Source organism: Nonomuraea sp. NPDC049684 (assembly GCF_044465345.1).
Taxonomy (GTDB): domain Bacteria; phylum Actinomycetota; class Actinomycetes; order Streptosporangiales; family Streptosporangiaceae; genus Nonomuraea.
The window spans coordinates 875,829-891,050 of sequence record NZ_JBITLO010000002.1 but is presented as its reverse complement, the minus strand read 5'-3'; the positions used below and the strand labels follow the sequence as shown (position 1 = coordinate 891,050).

Annotated in this window: 16 protein-coding genes; 5 read left to right on the top strand and 11 right to left on the bottom strand. The window is 70.8% G+C overall.

Annotated elements, in window-relative coordinates; all coding sequences use genetic code 11:
* Nucleotides 1–29: 29 nt before the first annotated feature.
* From ACIBST_RS09885 to ACIBST_RS09875, 3 genes are all read right to left on the bottom strand, one after another.
* Entirely contained in the window at nt 30–512 is a 483-nt protein-coding gene (locus tag ACIBST_RS09885) for a (2Fe-2S)-binding protein (protein ID WP_352362730.1), read from the bottom strand.
* 72 nt (nt 513–584) lie between these two features.
* Entirely contained in the window at nt 585–788 is a 204-nt protein-coding gene (locus ACIBST_RS09880) for a hypothetical protein (RefSeq protein WP_358282264.1), read from the bottom strand.
* Nucleotides 778–2,547 (bottom strand): PspC domain-containing protein, encoded by a 1,770-nt coding sequence (locus ACIBST_RS09875; protein ID WP_397170569.1) that lies wholly within the window; start codon nt 2,545–2,547, stop codon nt 778–780. The genes ACIBST_RS09880 and ACIBST_RS09875 overlap by 11 nt, the downstream gene beginning before the upstream one ends.
* Nucleotides 2,548–2,661: 114 nt before the next feature.
* On the opposite strand from ACIBST_RS09875, the gene ACIBST_RS09870 reads away from it, so the two are divergent.
* The 3 genes from ACIBST_RS09870 (at nt 2,662) to ACIBST_RS09860 (ending at nt 5,566) form a co-directional block, all read left to right on the top strand.
* Nucleotides 2,662–3,870, top strand: coding sequence for a PspC domain-containing protein (locus tag ACIBST_RS09870; protein ID WP_358282268.1), 1,209 nt, complete (start codon nt 2,662–2,664; stop codon nt 3,868–3,870).
* Nucleotides 3,867–4,499 (top strand): response regulator transcription factor, encoded by a 633-nt coding sequence (locus tag ACIBST_RS09865; protein WP_352323887.1) that lies wholly within the window; start codon nt 3,867–3,869, stop codon nt 4,497–4,499. Before ACIBST_RS09870 ends, ACIBST_RS09865 begins: the two co-directional genes overlap by 4 nt.
* 176 nt (nt 4,500–4,675) lie before the next feature.
* Nucleotides 4,676–5,566: a L,D-transpeptidase gene (locus tag ACIBST_RS09860; RefSeq protein ID WP_397170567.1), complete on the top strand. Its 891-nt coding sequence runs from the start codon at nt 4,676–4,678 to the stop codon at nt 5,564–5,566.
* A gap of 293 nt (nt 5,567–5,859) precedes the next feature.
* On the opposite strand, the gene pcrA is transcribed toward ACIBST_RS09860, so the two are convergent.
* Nucleotides 5,860–8,085 carry a DNA helicase PcrA gene (gene pcrA / locus ACIBST_RS09855; RefSeq protein WP_397170729.1) on the bottom strand — a complete coding sequence of 742 codons (2,226 nt, stop codon included), beginning with the start codon at nt 8,083–8,085 and terminating at the stop codon, nt 5,860–5,862.
* 125 nt (nt 8,086–8,210) lie between these two features.
* Here pcrA and ACIBST_RS09850 point away from each other — a divergent pair, with 125 nt between their 5' ends.
* A complete protein-coding gene (locus tag ACIBST_RS09850; RefSeq protein WP_397170565.1) occupies nt 8,211–8,930 on the top strand; it encodes a PIG-L deacetylase family protein in 720 nt (239 codons plus the stop codon).
* A gap of 45 nt (nt 8,931–8,975) precedes the next feature.
* Here the strand turns inward: ACIBST_RS09850 and ACIBST_RS09845 are convergent, their stop codons facing one another.
* From ACIBST_RS09845 to ACIBST_RS09820, 6 genes are all read right to left on the bottom strand, one after another.
* Nucleotides 8,976–9,407, bottom strand: a complete 432-nt coding sequence (locus ACIBST_RS09845) for a PIN domain nuclease (protein ID WP_397170564.1) — start codon at nt 9,405–9,407, stop codon at nt 8,976–8,978.
* Nucleotides 9,401–9,601: a type II toxin-antitoxin system VapB family antitoxin gene (locus ACIBST_RS09840; protein WP_397170562.1), complete on the bottom strand. Its 201-nt coding sequence runs from the start codon at nt 9,599–9,601 to the stop codon at nt 9,401–9,403. Before ACIBST_RS09840 ends, ACIBST_RS09845 begins: the two co-directional genes overlap by 7 nt.
* Nucleotides 9,602–9,828: 227 nt before the next feature.
* Nucleotides 9,829–10,509, bottom strand: coding sequence for a lysostaphin resistance A-like protein (locus ACIBST_RS09835; protein ID WP_397170561.1), 681 nt, complete (start codon nt 10,507–10,509; stop codon nt 9,829–9,831).
* A 188-nt stretch (nt 10,510–10,697) separates the two neighbouring features.
* The gene (locus ACIBST_RS09830; protein WP_352323895.1) at nt 10,698–10,955 is read right to left on the bottom strand and encodes a WhiB family transcriptional regulator; all 258 of its coding nucleotides are present in this window, start codon (nt 10,953–10,955) and stop codon (nt 10,698–10,700) included.
* 66 nt (nt 10,956–11,021) lie between these two features.
* Nucleotides 11,022–11,669: a neutral zinc metallopeptidase gene (locus ACIBST_RS09825; protein WP_397170560.1), complete on the bottom strand. Its 648-nt coding sequence runs from the start codon at nt 11,667–11,669 to the stop codon at nt 11,022–11,024.
* The gene (locus ACIBST_RS09820) at nt 11,666–13,066 is read right to left on the bottom strand and encodes a glutamate--cysteine ligase (RefSeq protein ID WP_397170558.1); all 1,401 of its coding nucleotides are present in this window, start codon (nt 13,064–13,066) and stop codon (nt 11,666–11,668) included. Before ACIBST_RS09820 ends, ACIBST_RS09825 begins: the two co-directional genes overlap by 4 nt.
* A gap of 192 nt (nt 13,067–13,258) precedes the next feature.
* On the opposite strand from ACIBST_RS09820, the gene galE reads away from it, so the two are divergent.
* Nucleotides 13,259–14,236 (top strand): UDP-glucose 4-epimerase GalE, encoded by a 978-nt coding sequence (galE, locus tag ACIBST_RS09815; RefSeq protein WP_352362707.1) that lies wholly within the window; start codon nt 13,259–13,261, stop codon nt 14,234–14,236.
* Between the two features lie 85 nt (nt 14,237–14,321).
* Here galE and ACIBST_RS09810 read toward each other — a convergent pair whose 3' ends face one another.
* A complete protein-coding gene (locus ACIBST_RS09810) occupies nt 14,322–15,206 on the bottom strand; it encodes a hypothetical protein (protein ID WP_397170557.1) in 885 nt (294 codons plus the stop codon).
* Between the last annotated feature and the right edge of the window lie 16 nt (nt 15,207–15,222).

Genomic DNA, 15,222 nt, shown 5'->3' with positions numbered 1-15,222 from the left:
CCCGGCGACGGCCTCGGGGCTCAGCTCGCTCACTGCGTCCTCACCGCCTGCCCCATCTCCTGCGCGCCGCGCTTCACCGCGCGCACGATGTTGCAGTAGCCCGTGCAGCGGCACAGGTTGCCCTCCAGCCCGTGCCTGATCGACTCCTCCGACGGCTCCGGGTCCTCCCGGACCAGGTCGATCGCGGCCATGACCATGCCGGGGGTGCAGTAGCCGCACTGCAGCGCGTGCTCTTCGTGGAAGGCCCGCTGCATCGGGTGCATCGACCCGTTCGCGCCCAGGCCCTCGACGGTGACGACGTCGCCGCCGTCGGCCTGCACGGCGAGGACGGAGCAGCTCTTCACGCTCTTGCCGTCGAGCAGCACCGTGCAGGCGCCGCAGTTGCTGGTGTCGCAGCCGACCGGGGTGCCGGTCCTGCCGAGCCGCTCACGTAGTAGATGGACGAGGAGGAGCCGCGGCTCGACGTCCTCCTCGTACTTGATCCCGTCGACGGTGACGGTGATTCGGGGCATACGTCCTCCCTCAGGAGCAGGGGGAAAGGCGGACACACCCGAAACTACGCCGGTGTTTTTCCCGGTCAAGGGTTACTTGCCGCGGACCACCCGGGCGATGATCGCCACCACCCCCGCGAAGGCCAGCCCCACCACGGTCAGCCCGACCAGGAGCAGCGCGTCCGTGAGCACGCGGGTCACCACCAGGATGCCGAGCACCACGAACAACGTGCCGCTCAGCAGGGCCATCCAGTCGGTCCGGTGCAGGCGCCGGACCCGCTCGACGTCACGCGCCACGCCGCACCTCCATGTCGCCGAGGCCGCCCCGCAGGTTCAGCACGATCGTGAACTCCTCGTCCCCGGAGCCGACCTCGGGCTCCAGCACCTTGTCGAACTTGACGTCCACGCCGCCCCTGATCGACTGGTCGACCTTGATGTCGCCGACCTTGTTCATCGCGTGCACCTCGACCCTGGCCGTCGGCGGCACGATCACCGTCAGCTCGCCCACGGAGACCCGGGCGTCGAACGTCAGGCTCGTCCCCGGCAGCGCCTTCAGCTCCGTCAGGTCCAGCCGGCCGTCGCCGACGCCGACGTCGTAGACCTTGCCCGCCTCCGCGGGCTTGGTCAGGTACCAGGTGGAGTCGCCGAAGTTGCGCGGCAGGCCGCCCAGCATCAGCCCCAGGCCGATCAGCAGCGCGACCGTGGTGCCCGCCGCGACGAGACCGGCGCCGCGGCCCCACCAGGCGGCGATGAGCAGCCCGGCGCCGATGGTGATGAGCACGGCGCCGCCGACGATGGTCGGGCTCACGCCCGCGGCCGACCTGGCCTGGACCGCCACGACGATCCCTCCCACTATGATCGCGAGCAAGATGGTGATGACGCCGATGAACGACTTCGGGCGTCGTTTCCGGGGGGCCGGGGCCGGGGCGGGGGCCGGGCGGCCGTACAGGGCGGGGTCGTAGGGCGACTGGCCGGCCCGCCTGGCCGGGTCGAGCGGGCGGTAGGGGCCCTTCGGGGCGAAGGGCTCGCCGTAGCCGCTGTAGTCGATCGCGGTCCTGGGCTGAGGGCGGTAGGCGGGCGGCTCCTGCCGCGACGCCGCCTGAGCCTGAGTGTGGGGCCGCGGCTGCGGCTGCGCGGCCTCGATCCGCGTCTTCGGGGCCTCCGCGTCAGGGATTTCCGCGTGAGGGGCCTCCGCGTGAGGGGGCTCCGCGTCAGGGGTCTCCGTGTCGGGGGCCTGCGCCTGGCGGGTCGCGTCCTGGGGGAGCCGGTGCTCCGCCGTCACGGCGCCGGCGGCCTCCATCGCCTGCGCCGCCTCGATCTTCGACATCTCGGCCCGGCCGGCCTCCGACTGTCCCGCTTCGGGGGTCTCGGGCCGGTCCGTACGGGGCGTCTCGGCCTGCCGGCCGGCGGACATCGCCCGCAGCCGCGCGGCCACGGCCTCGGCGTGCGCGGCGGCCGTCGGCCTGGGGGCAGGGGCCGGGGACTCAGGGTGAGCCGTCACGGTGTCGCCGAGGCCGGACCAGCCGGATTCGGCGGGACGCACCCGGGGCGTGGCCGCGGGCGGCGCGTAGGGCGGCGCGGACGGCTCCGCGTCGGGAGAGCGCCGGCGGCCGAGCCGCTCGGGCATCGAGCGGGCCAGGCCCCGCAGGTCGACGCCTCTGGAATGGGCCGCGAGCAGCGAGACGGCCAGCAGCACGCCGACCACCAGCGTGCCGGTGTCGAGCCAGACGGTCGCGAGGTTGAGCGCGAGGCCGAACCCGAGCACCGCCGTCAGCAGCGCCATCACGGCCTCGGCGTCGAGGTCGCGGCGGGTCCACTGCTCGATGATCCCCGGCCCGCCGTTGGGCTCCTTCATCAGCAGGAACGCCGCGATGTACAGGAAGATCCCGATGCCCGAACCGAGCAGGAGCACGGCGAACGCCACGCGGAACACCACGGGGTCGATGCCGGTGTGCCGCCCGAGACCGGCGCAGACGCCCATGAGGAAGCGCCCTTCGCTGCTGCGTCGCAGCTCCCGGGGCGGGGCGGCGGGTTGCCTGGGCGGAGCTTCTGTCATGGAACCATCGTGGACCGTCGGGCGGGGTGGCCGCATCCGGGAGACCCCTGACTCGACCCTGGGGGTTGTTCCCTGATGCCCGAAGTGCCCGCGACATGTGACGATGGCGATGTTATGGCAGACCAGAAGACACTTGCCGAGCCCACCGGCGATCGACCCTATCGCCGGATGCTCCGCCCCATGGAGGGCCGCCTGCTCGGCGGCGTGGCCCAGGGGCTGGCGGCGCAGCTCTCCCTCGATCCCGTCGTGATCAGGCTGATGTTCGTGCTGCTCAGCGTCGTGGACGGGGTCGGCATGGTGGCCTACGCCGTGCTGTGGATGATCACTCCGCGTGAGCCGTACGAGGGGCAGCCGCCGCAGCGCGACTGGAGCCAGCTCGCCGCGTTCAGCGCGATCGGCGTGGCGCTGGCCGCGTTCGGCTGGCTGACCGGGGCCTCGAAGGGCGGGATCGGCATGTTGCCGTTCGCCGTCGGCGGCATCGGCGCGCTCATCCTGTGGCAGCAGGCCGACCCCGAACGCCGCAAGAACTGGGTCAGCGGCGCCACCAAGAGCATCCGGACCAACCGGGTGCGCACGCTGCTCGGCGTGACGCTGGTCGTCATCGGCGCGGCCGGCTTCCTGTACGCCCAGGGCGAGCTGGCCCAGGCCAGGCCCGGCCTGCTGTTCACCGTCGTCGTGGTCGGCGGCATCGCGGTCATCGCCGCGCCCTGGCTGGCCGGCCTGTGGAAGGAACTGCAGCTCGAACGGCGCGAGCGCATCCGGCAGGAGGAACGCGCCGAGGTGGCCGCCATGGTGCACGACTCGGTGCTGCACACGCTCACCCTCATCCAGCGCGTCTCCCACGACCCCCGCGAGGTCACCCGGCTGGCCCGCTCCCAGGAGCGCGAGCTGCGCAACTGGCTCTACCAGCCCGCCCAGGACGCCGACGCCACCGTGGCCGCCGCCGTACGCCGGATCGCGGCCGAGGAGGAGGACTCGCACGGCGTGCCCATCGAGGTCGTCTGCGTCGGCGACATCGACCTCGACCCGCAGGGCAAGCTGGCGGCGATGCTCAAGGCGTCCAGGCAGGCGATGGTCAACGCGGCCAAATATTCTGAGAGCCCGGCCATCTCCGTCTACGCGGAGGTGGAGGGCTTGGAGGTGACCATCTTCGTCAAGGACCGCGGCAAGGGCTTCGACCTTGAGGCGGTGCCCCTCGACAGAATGGGCATCAGGGAGTCCATCATCGGGAGAATGGAACGTCACGGCGGCACGGCCAGGGTCCGCACCGAGCCCGGCGAGGGCACGGAAGTGATGCTGACGATGAAGGTGGACAAGCAATGACACGCGTGTTGATCGTCGACGACCACCGGCTGTTCAGATCCGGCGTACGCGCGGAGCTGGGCGACTCGATCGAGGTCGTGGGCGAGGCGGAGGACGTCGAGACGGCGGTCAAGGCCATCGCCGAGCACCAGCCCGACGTGGTCCTGCTCGACGTGCACATGCCCGGCGGGGGCGGCCAGGAGGTGCTGCGCCGCGTCCTCAGCACCGGCTCGCAGGTCCGCTTCCTCGCCCTGTCGGTCTCCGACGCCGCCGAGGACGTCATCGGCGTCATCAGGGGCGGCGCGCGCGGCTACGTCACCAAGAACATCAGCGGCAAGGAGCTCACCGACGCCATCCGCCGGGTGGCCGACGGCGACGCGGTCTTCTCGCCGCGGCTGGCCGGGTTCGTCCTCGACGCCTTCGCCTCCTCCGAGGCGCCCTCGATCGATCCCGAGCTCGACTCGCTGACCCAGCGCGAGCGCGAGGTGCTGCGGCTGATCGCCCGCGGCTACGCGTACAAGGAGATCGCCAAGGAGCTGTTCATCTCGGTCAAGACCGTGGAGACGCACGTGTCGTCCGTGCTGCGCAAGCTCCAGCTCTCCAACCGGCACGAGCTGTCCCGCTGGGCCACCGCGCGCCGCCTCGTCTGACCCCGCCTCCTGGACCGTTACAAGGTCGTTACGGCGATCCGTAGACGAATCACGGGTCTCAGTAGTCACACATGGAAGGAGAAGCACATAATCCAGGAGTAACCCCCTTGAATCGCGTCCCCCGGTTGCTTGCCATGGCCGCACTGGTCTCGGCTGCGGCCTGTTCGGCAGAAGGCGTGCCAGCCTCGCAGGCCCCGGCGGTCCGGACGACCGCCTCCGTGGGCGTCGCCGCGGCTGCCCACGTCGCGGCTCCGGCCAAGAAGGTCAAGCTCGACATCGCCGACATCACGCCCATGGCGGAGACGGCGGAGAAAGTCGGCGTCGGTTTTCCGATCATCGTCACGTTCGACCGGGATGTGAAGGACAAGGCCGCCGTGGAGGCGCTGCTGGAGGTCCAGGCCGACAAACCGGTCGAGGGCGCCTGGCGCTGGGTGTCGGCCCGCAAGGTCATCTACCGGACGAAGACGTACTGGAAGCCGCACCAGAAGGTGCTGTTCACCGCGCGCCTCAGCCAGCTCCCCGGCAACAAGGCCAAGGACGTCACCCGCCGCTTCGCCGTCGGCACCGCGAACATCTCGGTCGTCGACACCCGCAGGCACCAGATGAAGGTCTACCGGGACGGCAAGATCGCCAAGAAGATCGCGATCAGCGCCGGCCGGGGCGGCCTGCTGCGCAACGGCGTCGACGTCTACCTCACCACCAGCGGCGTGCACCTCACCATGGGCAAGAAGTCCGTCGAGACGATGACGTCGTCCTGGATGGGGGTGACCGACCCCAAGGACCCGCGCTACTACAAGGAGGAGATCCCTTGGGCGGTGCGCATCTCCGACAGCGGCGAGTACGTCCACCAGAGCGCCGGCTACTACCAGTACCTCGGCCGCTCCAACCAGAGCCACGGCTGCGTGCGCGCCACCCCGCAGGGCGCCAAGTGGTTCTACGGCATCGCCCAGCGCGGTGACGTCGTCAAGATCACCGGAACCAAGCGCAAGCTCGACTGGCGCAACGGCTGGAGCTACTGGCAGCTCAACTGGACCCAGTGGAAGCAGGGCAGCGCCCTCAAGCCCTGACCCGGCAGCGAACCGGCAGGGCCGCCCTCAAGCGCCCTGCCCTCGCCCGGCCTTTGCTCGGCCCTCGCCCGATCCTCGCCTTGCCCTTGCTCGGCCCTTGCTCGGCCCTTGCTCGGCCCTTGCTCGGCCCTTGCTCGGCCTTCGCCCGGCCCTCGCTCGGCTTTCACCGCCGCGAACCAGATGCCTCACCCCCTCGACCCGCCGTCGAGGCCCGGCACCTCATCGCCTCGATCCGCCCCACGCCGTCGGGCGCCCGGCCCCGACGGGGGTGGGCGCCCGGTGACCCCCAAGGGTCAGAGCTTCTCCAGGGGGGCGTACGCCAGCAGCAGCGTCTTCTCCCCGTCGGCGCCGAAGTCGATCTTGACCTTGGTCTTCTCCGCCACCCCGTCCACGGCCACCACCGTGCCGAGCCCCCACTTGTCGTGCGTCACCCGATCGCCGGGCGTCAGCGACAGGACCTGCCGCGACCCGCCGCCGCTCCTGGGCGCCGGCCGCGCGGCCGGCTCACGCCGCGTCGCCGCGCTCCAGGCCGACTTCTCCGGGTCGGTACGCCAGTCGATGAGCTGCCCCGGCACCTCGTTGACGAACCGCGAGGCCGGGTTGAACGACGGCGACCCCCACGAGCTGCGCACCGCCGCCCGCGTGAGGTAGAGCCGCTTCTGCGCCCGGGTGATGCCGACGTAGGCCAGCCGCCGCTCCTCCTCCAGCTCCTTCGGCTCGCCCAGCGACCGGACGTGCGGGAACACGCCGTCCTCCATCGCGGTCAGGAAGACGACCGGGAACTCCAGCCCCTTGGCCGTGTGCAGGGTCATCAGCGTGACGACGCCCTGCCCGCCGTCGGCGTCGGGGATCTGGTCGGCGTCGGCGACCAGCGACACCTGCTCCAGGAACTCCACCAGCGTGCCCTCGGGGTTGGCCTCCTCGAACTCCGAGGCCACCGAGACCAGCTCGTTGAGGTTCTCCAGGCGGGACTCGTCCTGGGGGTCTTCGGAGGCCTCCAGCTCGGCGCGGTAGCCGGTGGCGACCAGGATCTCCTCGGCCAGCGTGGACGGCGGCACGCCCTCGGCCTTGGCGATCAGCTCTTCGAGCATCGCCACGAACTCGCGCACCGCGTTGAGCGAGCGCGTCGCCATGCCGTACGCCTCGTCGGCCCGGCGCAGCGCGTCCCAGAACGAGATGCGCTCGCGCGAGGACAGCGCCTCGATCATCGCCTCGGCCCGCTCGCCGATGCCGCGCTTGGGCACGTTGAGGATGCGCCGCATCGACACGACGTCGGCCGGGTTGGCCAGCACCCGCAGGTAGGCCAGCAGGTCTTTGACCTCTTTGCGCTCGTAGAAGCGCACGCCCCCGACCACCTTGTACGGCAGCCCGGTGCGGATGAAGATCTCCTCGAACACGCGGGAGGCGGCGTTGGTCCGGTAGAACACCGCGACCTCGCTCGGCTTGACGCCCTCCTCGTCGCTGAGCCGGTCGACCTCCTGGGCCACGAACATGGCCTCGTCGTGCTCGTTGTCGGCGACGTAGCCCACGATCTTGGGGCCGTCGCCCTGGTCGGACCAGAGGTTCTTCGGCTTGCGGCCCTCGTTGCGCGCGATCACCGCGTTGGCCGCGGCCAGGATGTTCTGGGTGGAGCGGTAGTTCTGCTCCAGCAGGATCGTGCGGGCGTCGGGGTAGTCGCGCTCGAACTCCAGGATGTTGCGGATCGTCGCGCCGCGGAAGGCGTAGATCGACTGGTCGGCGTCGCCCACCACGCACAGCTCGGACATGTCGGCGCCCGAACGCACGACGTCGCCGTCGGCGGTGCGCAGCTCGGGATGGCCCACCAGCTCGCGGATCAGGATGTACTGGGCGTGGTTGGTGTCCTGGTACTCGTCGACCAGCACGTGCCTGAACCGCATCCGGTAGTGCTCGGCCACCTCGGGGAAGAGCTGGAACAACGTCACCGTGTTCATGATGATGTCGTCGAAGTCCATCGCGCCGGCCTCGGTCAGCTTGAGCTGATAGGCCTTGTACGCCTGCGCGAGCGTCTTCTCCAGGTGTGAGCCCGCCCTGTCGAGCGCGGTCTCGTAGTCGACCAGCTCGTTCTTGAAGTTGCTGACCTGCGCCGAGAACGAACGCGGCGGGTAGCGCTTCGGGTCGAGCTCCATCTCCCTGCAGACCATCGCCATCAGCCGCTGCGAGTCGGCCTGGTCGTAGATCGAGAAGCTCGACGGGAAGCCCAGCCGCTTGGCCTCGCGCCGCAGGATGCGCATGCAGGCGCTGTGGAACGTCATCACCCACATGGCCTTGGAACGCGGCCCGACGAGCTTGTCGATGCGCTCCTTCATCTCGCGGGCGGCCTTGTTGGTGAAGGTGATGGCCAGGATCTCGCCCGGATGGGCGTTGCGCTCGGCCAGCAGGTAGGCGATGCGGTGGGTGAGCACCCGCGTCTTCCCCGACCCCGCCCCCGCCACGATGAGCAGGGGGCTGCCATGATGGATCACGGCCTCGCGCTGCTGGGGGTTGAGGCCGTCGAGCAAGGGGTGGTCAACAGAGACTTGGGTCGGCACCCACCTAGGTTAAGACGCGCCACCGACAAACGGCGCCCGGAATGCCTCCGACGGGGTGCCGGTTGTCCTCCGTACAGGGTCCAGGAAGGGAAGCCATGCTGCCGGAAGCCGAGATCAACCGGGTACTTGTCGTGACCGCGCATCCCGACGACGTCGACTTCGCGGCGGCGGGAAGCGTCGCGCTGTTCGTGGAGCGGGGCGTGGAGGTCACGTACCTGCTCGTCACCGACGGTGACGCCGGCGGCAACGAGCGCACCTTGGACAACTCCGGCATGGCCGAGCTCCGCAGGACCGAGCAGCTCGCCGCGGCCAAGGCCGTCGGCGTGACGGACGTGCGCTTCCTCGGCCACGCCGACGGCCGCGTGGTGCCCACGCTCGACCTCCGGCGCGACATCGCCCGGGTGATCCGCCAGGTACGCCCCGATTTGGTCATCACCCACCACCCCGACCGCAACTACCAGTTCGTGGCGCCCAGCCATCCCGACCACCGGGCCGTGGGCGGGGCCGCGCTCGACGCGGTCTACCCCGACGCCCGCAACCCCTATGCCTTCCCCGAGCTGCTGCGCGAGGAGGGCCTTGAGGCGTGGACGGTCAGGGAGGTCTGGCTGAACGGCGGCCCCACCCCCAACCACTGGGTGGACGTCACCGCGGTCATGGACCGCAAGCTCGCGGCCTTGCAGTCGCACGTCAGCCAGGTCGCCCACGTCGAGGGCTTCGTCGACTTCGTCCGTGGCCGCTTCGCCGCCTGGGCGGAGCAGGCCGGCTTCGGCGAGGGCCACTACGCGGAGGGCTTCCAGGTCGTGCCCACGGCCTGACCTGGCTGACCCCGGCCTGGCCTGACCCGGTCTGACCGCCCCGGCTCAGGGGATCGAGCCGGGCGGCACCACCCAGAGCGCGGGCTGCCCGGTGACCTCCGAGATGACGTCGAAGTACCGGTCGTAGTGCAGGATCGTCGCCTGGTGCACCTCGGCACAGGCGGCGATCAGCAGGTCGCCCGGCCCGGCCGCCCGGTGGTGCGACCTGCCGGCGAGCATCGCCTGCACCTCCAGGGCCCGCGGCCCGACCTTCTTGTGCGCGATGGACAGCAGGCGGAAGCCCTCCCGCAGGTAGCGGGCGTCCCGCTCGTGGCCTTTGAGGTCACGGGCGCTGTAGAGCACCTCCAGTTGCGTGACCTCGCAGACGGCGAGCGTCCTGTCGAGGATGAGCGGTTCGAGGGCCCGGTGGACCGCTGGATGCGGCATGCGGGCCAGGGCGCTCTTGTCGATGAGGTAGACCACTCCGGTGGTCACCACGCATGCTTCATGATCCAAGGACCCAGAAGATGCGTATTGTCGCGGGTGCGCCAGTATTCGAAGGCTTCGCGGCGTTTGGCCCTTTCTGCGACCTCCGACAGGGCCGCGTTCACCGTCTCCTTCACGGTCGAGGTCCCCAGTTCGTGCTGGGCCAGTTCCAGAAGACCTGTGTCGATGTCGATCACCGTACGCATGCAACACCACCTCCGTACCTCCGGAGATATCAGAAATAGTGATCTTGGGGAGCGCCCTTCCCCGAGTGGTGTGCTTGCGGGCAGGGCGTGGCCGAGACGTTAGAGCATCGAGTCGGGCACATTGTGGACCGTTCCAAATCCCGGAGGAGAATCCTCATCTTCCGAGGTGGAAACCTCATCCCGGTCCGGAGGAGAACTCTCAACCCGGTTGCCCATCCGGGATGATTTCAGCGTTTCGCCGAGATCCTTGCGAAAAGGTAGCCGAGCGAGTTGGTCGCCAGGTGCAGCATGGACGGCGCCAGCAGCCCGCCGCGCCGCCGGAGCTCACAGAAGAGCACCCCCGCCGCCGCCGTGGACACCACGCTGCCCGCCACCACCCGCGCAACGTCGAGACGGGCGGCCGGCTCGCCGGCGGTCAGCGCGCCGAGCGCCGGGTTCGCGCGGGCCATGTCGATCGCCGGGAGGATGTGCCAGAGGCCGAACAGGGCCGAGGAGACCGCCGTGGCGGCGGCCGGGCCGTGGCGGCGGGCCAGCATGCCGTGCAGCGCGCCGCGGAACCCGACCTCCTCCAGCAGGACCGTGCCCAGGGGGACCTGGAGCAGGGCCTCCTCCAGGGCGCGGGCGCGCGAGAGCGACAGGGCGCGCTCGTCGTGGAAGAGCGGCCTGGTGCGGGGCACGGCGATGCCCACCGTGTAGACGGCGGCCACCGCCGCGGCCAGCGCGCCGCCGACTGCCGCTCCGCGGGACGCCTTCTCGAACCCCAGCTCACGCCACGACACCCCGTGCCGGCGTGCCATGGCCACGAGCGCGGCGGTGGCGGCGGCGGACGTCAAGGGGGCGAGCCTGGGGGCGATCTTGTTGTTGAGGACGTTGGCGGCGGTGAGGACGGCGATCGAGCGCAACAGCACCCCTGCAGGCTACGTCCCACCACAACACAACGGCGTCACACCATGAAGCCGGGGACGGCGTCCGGGGACGGAGTCAGGAGGGCGGGGGCGTCACACCGTCCGACGGGACGGCGTCAGGGGACAGGGGGATACGCCATCCGGTGCGGACGGCGGACGGCGGACGGGGGCGGGGTGGTCGGTGGGGTGGGTCAGGAGGCGGCGGAGTTGCGCCAGCCCGCGGGGAAGCGGGTGCGACGGCGTTCCTGGGGGGTGAGGCCGCCCCAGATGCCTTCCGTCTCGCCCTCCCGTAAGGCGTAGGAGCGGCACTCGTCGATGACCGGGCAGCGGGCGCAGACCGCCTTCGCGCGGGCCTCCTGCAACGGTGAGGGCGCGAGCGGGAAGAAGAGGTCAGGGTCGCTGGACCTGCACGCGCCTCTGCGCAGCCAGCCGATCTCCTCCAGTGGCATGCCTCCACCGTAGGGGCAGGTCATGATCAGACACATCATCCTCTGGGTTGACCCGCGCGTACATCCTCAGCAGGCGCCCACGCCGTCGTCGTAGCCGCCGGCGAAGGAGGCCTGGCGTTGCTCGGCGGTGCCGTGGGCGGCGGGGTTCAGCCAGTCGTCCGTGGGGTCGCCGGCGGCCTCCAGGCTGGTCATGAGCTCGTCCTCGTCACCGGGCTGGGCGCGCAGGGAGCCTGAGCCGACCAGGGCCGCCAGCGTCCCGCCGGCGTAGCAGTCGGCCTGCAGCTCGGCCTGGACGTTGAGCTCGAAACCGGTCCTGAGCTGGGCCTGGACGGCGTGCCCGAACTCGTGGGGGATGATCACGTAGACCGAGCCGTCGCCCATGTCGTTCCACAGGGACTCCATCCATGCCTGGTCATAGGCGATGAAGTGGCCCTCGGGGCAGTAGAAGGCGTTGTTCGGCACGGACGGCTCGCCCCCGCAGGAAGGCCCCGAACTCCCGGAGTAGGGAATGAAGTCGGCGATAGGCCGATATGTCATCCCCTGCTGGTCGAAGAACTCCGTCCAGAACGACTCGGTGAGCGTGCGCGCGGCCCGGATGTCGTCCTCGAACGTGTCGGCCCCCTGCACGTCCCTCGACGCGGGCCGGGTGAGGCCGCAGCCGGCCAGCAACAGGACGAGGGCCAGGACGAGGAGGCGGGGTCGCACGATGTTCACACGTCCCAAGTGTGCACCGGATCGTTGCCGTGCATGCGGTCGATGTAGTCCAACGTCATGGCGCGTAACGCCTCGTGGCGGTCGCCGCCCTGCGCGCGCACCCGTTCGACCTGCCAGGTCGCGCCCGTGCGGCCGGTCAGGCAGCGTCCCTCGATGATGCCGAGCAGCCGGTCGGCGACCGGCGTGTGCACCCCCCACGCGGCCAGGCCCTCGCGCGCCATGGGCAGCAGCCGCCGCAGGATCAGCTCGGCCGCCGGCACCTCGCCCAGCCCCGGCCAGTACAGCCGGGCGTCCAGGCCGTGCCGGGCCGCGGCGGCGAGGTTGTCCTCGGCGGTGCGGAAGGACATCTGGCTCCAGATCGGCCGCTCGGCCGACGGGAGCACGCGCATCAGGCCGTAGTAGAACGCGGCGTTCGCGGCGATGTCGGCGACCGTGGGCCCGGCGGGCAGGACGCGGTTCTCCACGCGCAGGTGCGGCACGCCGTCCACGACGGCGTAGACGGGCCGGTTCCAGCGGTAGATGGTGCCGTTGTGCAGGGTCAGCTCGTGGAGCTGGGGGATGCGTCCCTGGTCCAGCTCGGCCCGCGGGTCCTCCTCCTCGCACAGGGGCAGCAGCGCCGGGTAGTAGCTGACGTTCTCCTCGAACAGGTCGAAGACGCTGGTGATCCAGCGTTCCCCGAACCACACCCGCGGCCGCACGCCCTGGGTCTTCAGCTCGGCCGGACGCGTGTCGGTGGCCTGCTCGAACAGCGCGATCCTGGTCTCCCGGTGCAGCTCCTTGCCGAACAGGTAGGGGGAGTTGGCCGCGACGGCGACCTGGGGGCCCGCGATGACCTGGGCGGCGTTCCAGTGCGGCGCGAACGCCTCCGGGCTCACCTGGAGGTGGAGCTGGACGCTGGTGCACGCGGCCTCGGGCGCGACGCTGTCGGCGTGGGTGTCGAGGCGTTCCACGCCCTCGATGCACAGGTGCAGATCCTCGCCGCGGGCGGCGAAGATCTGCTCGTTGAGCAGGCGGTAGCGGGGGTTGGCCGACAGGGTGCCCTCGCTGATGTCCTGCTCGCGCAGCGTGGGCAGGATGCCGACCAGCACCAGGTGCCCGTCCTGCGAGCGGGCGCGCTCCTCGGCGTGGTTGAGCCGCCTCCGTACGTCCGCCTCCAGGTGCAGCGGGCCGTCGCCGGTCAGCTCCCGGGGCTCGACGTTGATCTCGATGTTGAACTGGCCCAGCTCGGTGGCCCAGTCCGGCTGCTCGATCGCGGCCAGCACCTGGGCGTTGCGCATGGCGGCCTCGCCGCGGGCGTCCACGATGTTGAGCTCGATCTCCAGGCCGGCGCGGGGGCGGTCGAACTCGAAGCGGGACTCGCGCAACATCTGGGCGAAGACGTCGAGACATCGACGCACCTTTTCCCGATATTTCCGGCGATCGTCCCGGCTGAACACGACGACTGGCACGTCCCTGCCCATACCAGGAAATGTCGCACGGCTGGGCCGACATGACCAGCCGGAGATCGACCCGAAGTCCCCGCGGCCCGGACCACACGAAGATCATCGGGACGGCGCGCGACCCTCGTGACATCCCCGTAGGGTTCGGGCATGCGCGTATTGATTACCGGTGGGGCGGGCTATATCGGCAGCACGATCGGGTCGGCGTGCCTCGACGCCGGCATCGAGCCCGTGATCCTCGACAGCCTCGTGACGGGCCGCAGGGAGTTCGCCGACGGACGGGTCTTCTACGAGGGCGACATCGGCGACGGCGCCCTCGTCGACAAGATCTTCGCCGAGCACCCCGACATCGAGGCCGTCGTCCACTGTGCGGCCCTGATCGTCGTGCCCGACTCCGTCGCGGACCCGGTCGGCTACTACCGCGCGAACGTCGCCAAGAGCCTGGAGTTCGCCGACCATCTGCTGCGCAACGGCTGCGAGCGGATGATCTTCAGCTCGTCCGCGTCGATCTACCAGGCGGGCGCCGACCACACCGTGGACGAGAGCTCGCCGCTCGCCCCGCAGAGCCCGTACGCGCGGACCAAGGCGGTCTGCGAGGCCATGTTCGCCGACATCGCCGCCACCCGGCCGATCCGCATCCTGTCGCTGCGCTACTTCAACCCGATCGGCGCCGACCCGGCCATGCGCACGGGCCTGCAACTGCGCCGTCCCAGCCACGCCCTGGGCAAGATGATCGAGGCGTACGAGGACGGCGTGCCGTTCGCGATCACCGGCACCGGCTACCCGACCAGCGACGGCACGGGCATCCGCGACTACGTGCACGTCTGGGACCTGGCCGCCGCGCACGTGGCCGCGCTGCGCCGGTTCGACTCCCTGGACGCCGACGTGATCAACCTCGGCACCGGCGCGGGAACGACGGTCCGCGAGCTGGCCGAGGCGTTCAACCGGGTCGTCGACCGGCCGATCGACGTGGTCGAGGCGCCCGCCCGGCCCGGTGACGTGGCGGGCGCGTACACCCGCAGCGACCGGGCGCGGCGGCTGCTCGGCTGGGAGACCCGGTTCACCGTCGAGGAGGGCATCAGGCACTCGCTGGAGTGGGCCGCCCTGCGCGACTCCCGCCTCGCCTGACCCACGTCCGGCGGACGCGGGCCGGGCCCGCGCCTGTCCCGCCAAGCGGCGACGGGACGGGCGCGGGCCGCGGCGCCGGCGGGTGCTACTTGGCGACGCTGACGCCGAACGGCAGGTCGAGGGAGGAGATGTCGTCCTTGCCGTTCTCGAACTCGCTGGAGACGTCCTCAGCCGTCGGAGCCTTGATCGACACGGCGCCGCCCCAGCCGGTGAAGCGGGTGTCGACCCGCACGCCGTCCTTCTTGGAGCCCGAGCCGGTGATCGCGGCCTGCGGGAACGTGGCCACCAGGCGCACCGGCAGGCCGGCCGCGTTCACGGTGAGCTTCCAGCTGATGACGCTCTTCAGCGCCTTGGCCGTGGGGCGCGGGTCGATGGCGGTCGCCCGGTACCAGGGGGAGATCTTCCGCAGGTCGCGGACGGTGATCGTGCCGGCGTAGCCGCCGCTCACCGGCTTGGCGGTCTTGATCAGGGTCTTGAGCGTGCCCTGCTCGGCGACGTTCACCGGCTGGCCGAACGTGCCGGTGATGCCGCCCGTCGGGCCGTGCGGGGCCTTGAACCAGGTCTCGCCCTCGGGCAGGACCGTGGTCCACATGCCGCCGGACAGGTACGACGTCGTGCCGATCCGGATCGTGCGCTCGGGCGTGGCGAGGGCCTTGAGCTCCTCCGGCGCCTCGTCGCCCAGGTCGGACAGGTTGAGGGCGAACTTGCCCGTGATGTCCGAGGCGGCGACCCCCGACCTGCTGAACTGGAAGGTTCCCGTGCGCCGGATGAAGACCTCGCTGCGCGTGCCGTCGGTGATGCTGATGCGCTCGCTGAACTTCACCCCCTTGCCGGGGACGAGCTGCTTCTTCACGGCGGTCACGGGGTTCTTGGGCGCGGCCGCCTGGGCCGGCGCCGCCAGCAGCGCGGGGGTGGCGGCCACCAGGGCGGCGGCCGTCGCCAGCGCGACGCCGGTGAGGGTTCGCTTCATGTGCGGTTGTGTCCTT

What these genes read in the sequence shown, in the direction of transcription:
- ACIBST_RS09865 (WP_352323887.1), top strand. Translation starts at nt 3,867, where the DNA reads ATGACACGCGTGTTGATCGTCGACGACCACCGGCTGTTCAGATCCGGC.
- ACIBST_RS09810 (WP_397170557.1), bottom strand. Translation starts at nt 15,206, where the DNA reads ATGAAGCGAACCCTCACCGGCGTCGCGCTGGCGACGGCCGCCGCCCTG.
- ACIBST_RS09850 (WP_397170565.1), top strand. Translation starts at nt 8,211, where the DNA reads ATGCTGCCGGAAGCCGAGATCAACCGGGTACTTGTCGTGACCGCGCAT.
- ACIBST_RS09840 (WP_397170562.1), bottom strand. Translation starts at nt 9,601, where the DNA reads ATGCGTACGGTGATCGACATCGACACAGGTCTTCTGGAACTGGCCCAG.
- galE (WP_352362707.1), top strand. Translation starts at nt 13,259, where the DNA reads ATGCGCGTATTGATTACCGGTGGGGCGGGCTATATCGGCAGCACGATC.
- ACIBST_RS09875 (WP_397170569.1), bottom strand. Translation starts at nt 2,547, where the DNA reads ATGACAGAAGCTCCGCCCAGGCAACCCGCCGCCCCGCCCCGGGAGCTG.
- ACIBST_RS09830 (WP_352323895.1), bottom strand. Translation starts at nt 10,955, where the DNA reads ATGCCACTGGAGGAGATCGGCTGGCTGCGCAGAGGCGCGTGCAGGTCC.
- ACIBST_RS09885 (WP_352362730.1), bottom strand. Translation starts at nt 512, where the DNA reads ATGCCCCGAATCACCGTCACCGTCGACGGGATCAAGTACGAGGAGGAC.
- ACIBST_RS09870 (WP_358282268.1), top strand. Translation starts at nt 2,662, where the DNA reads ATGGCAGACCAGAAGACACTTGCCGAGCCCACCGGCGATCGACCCTAT.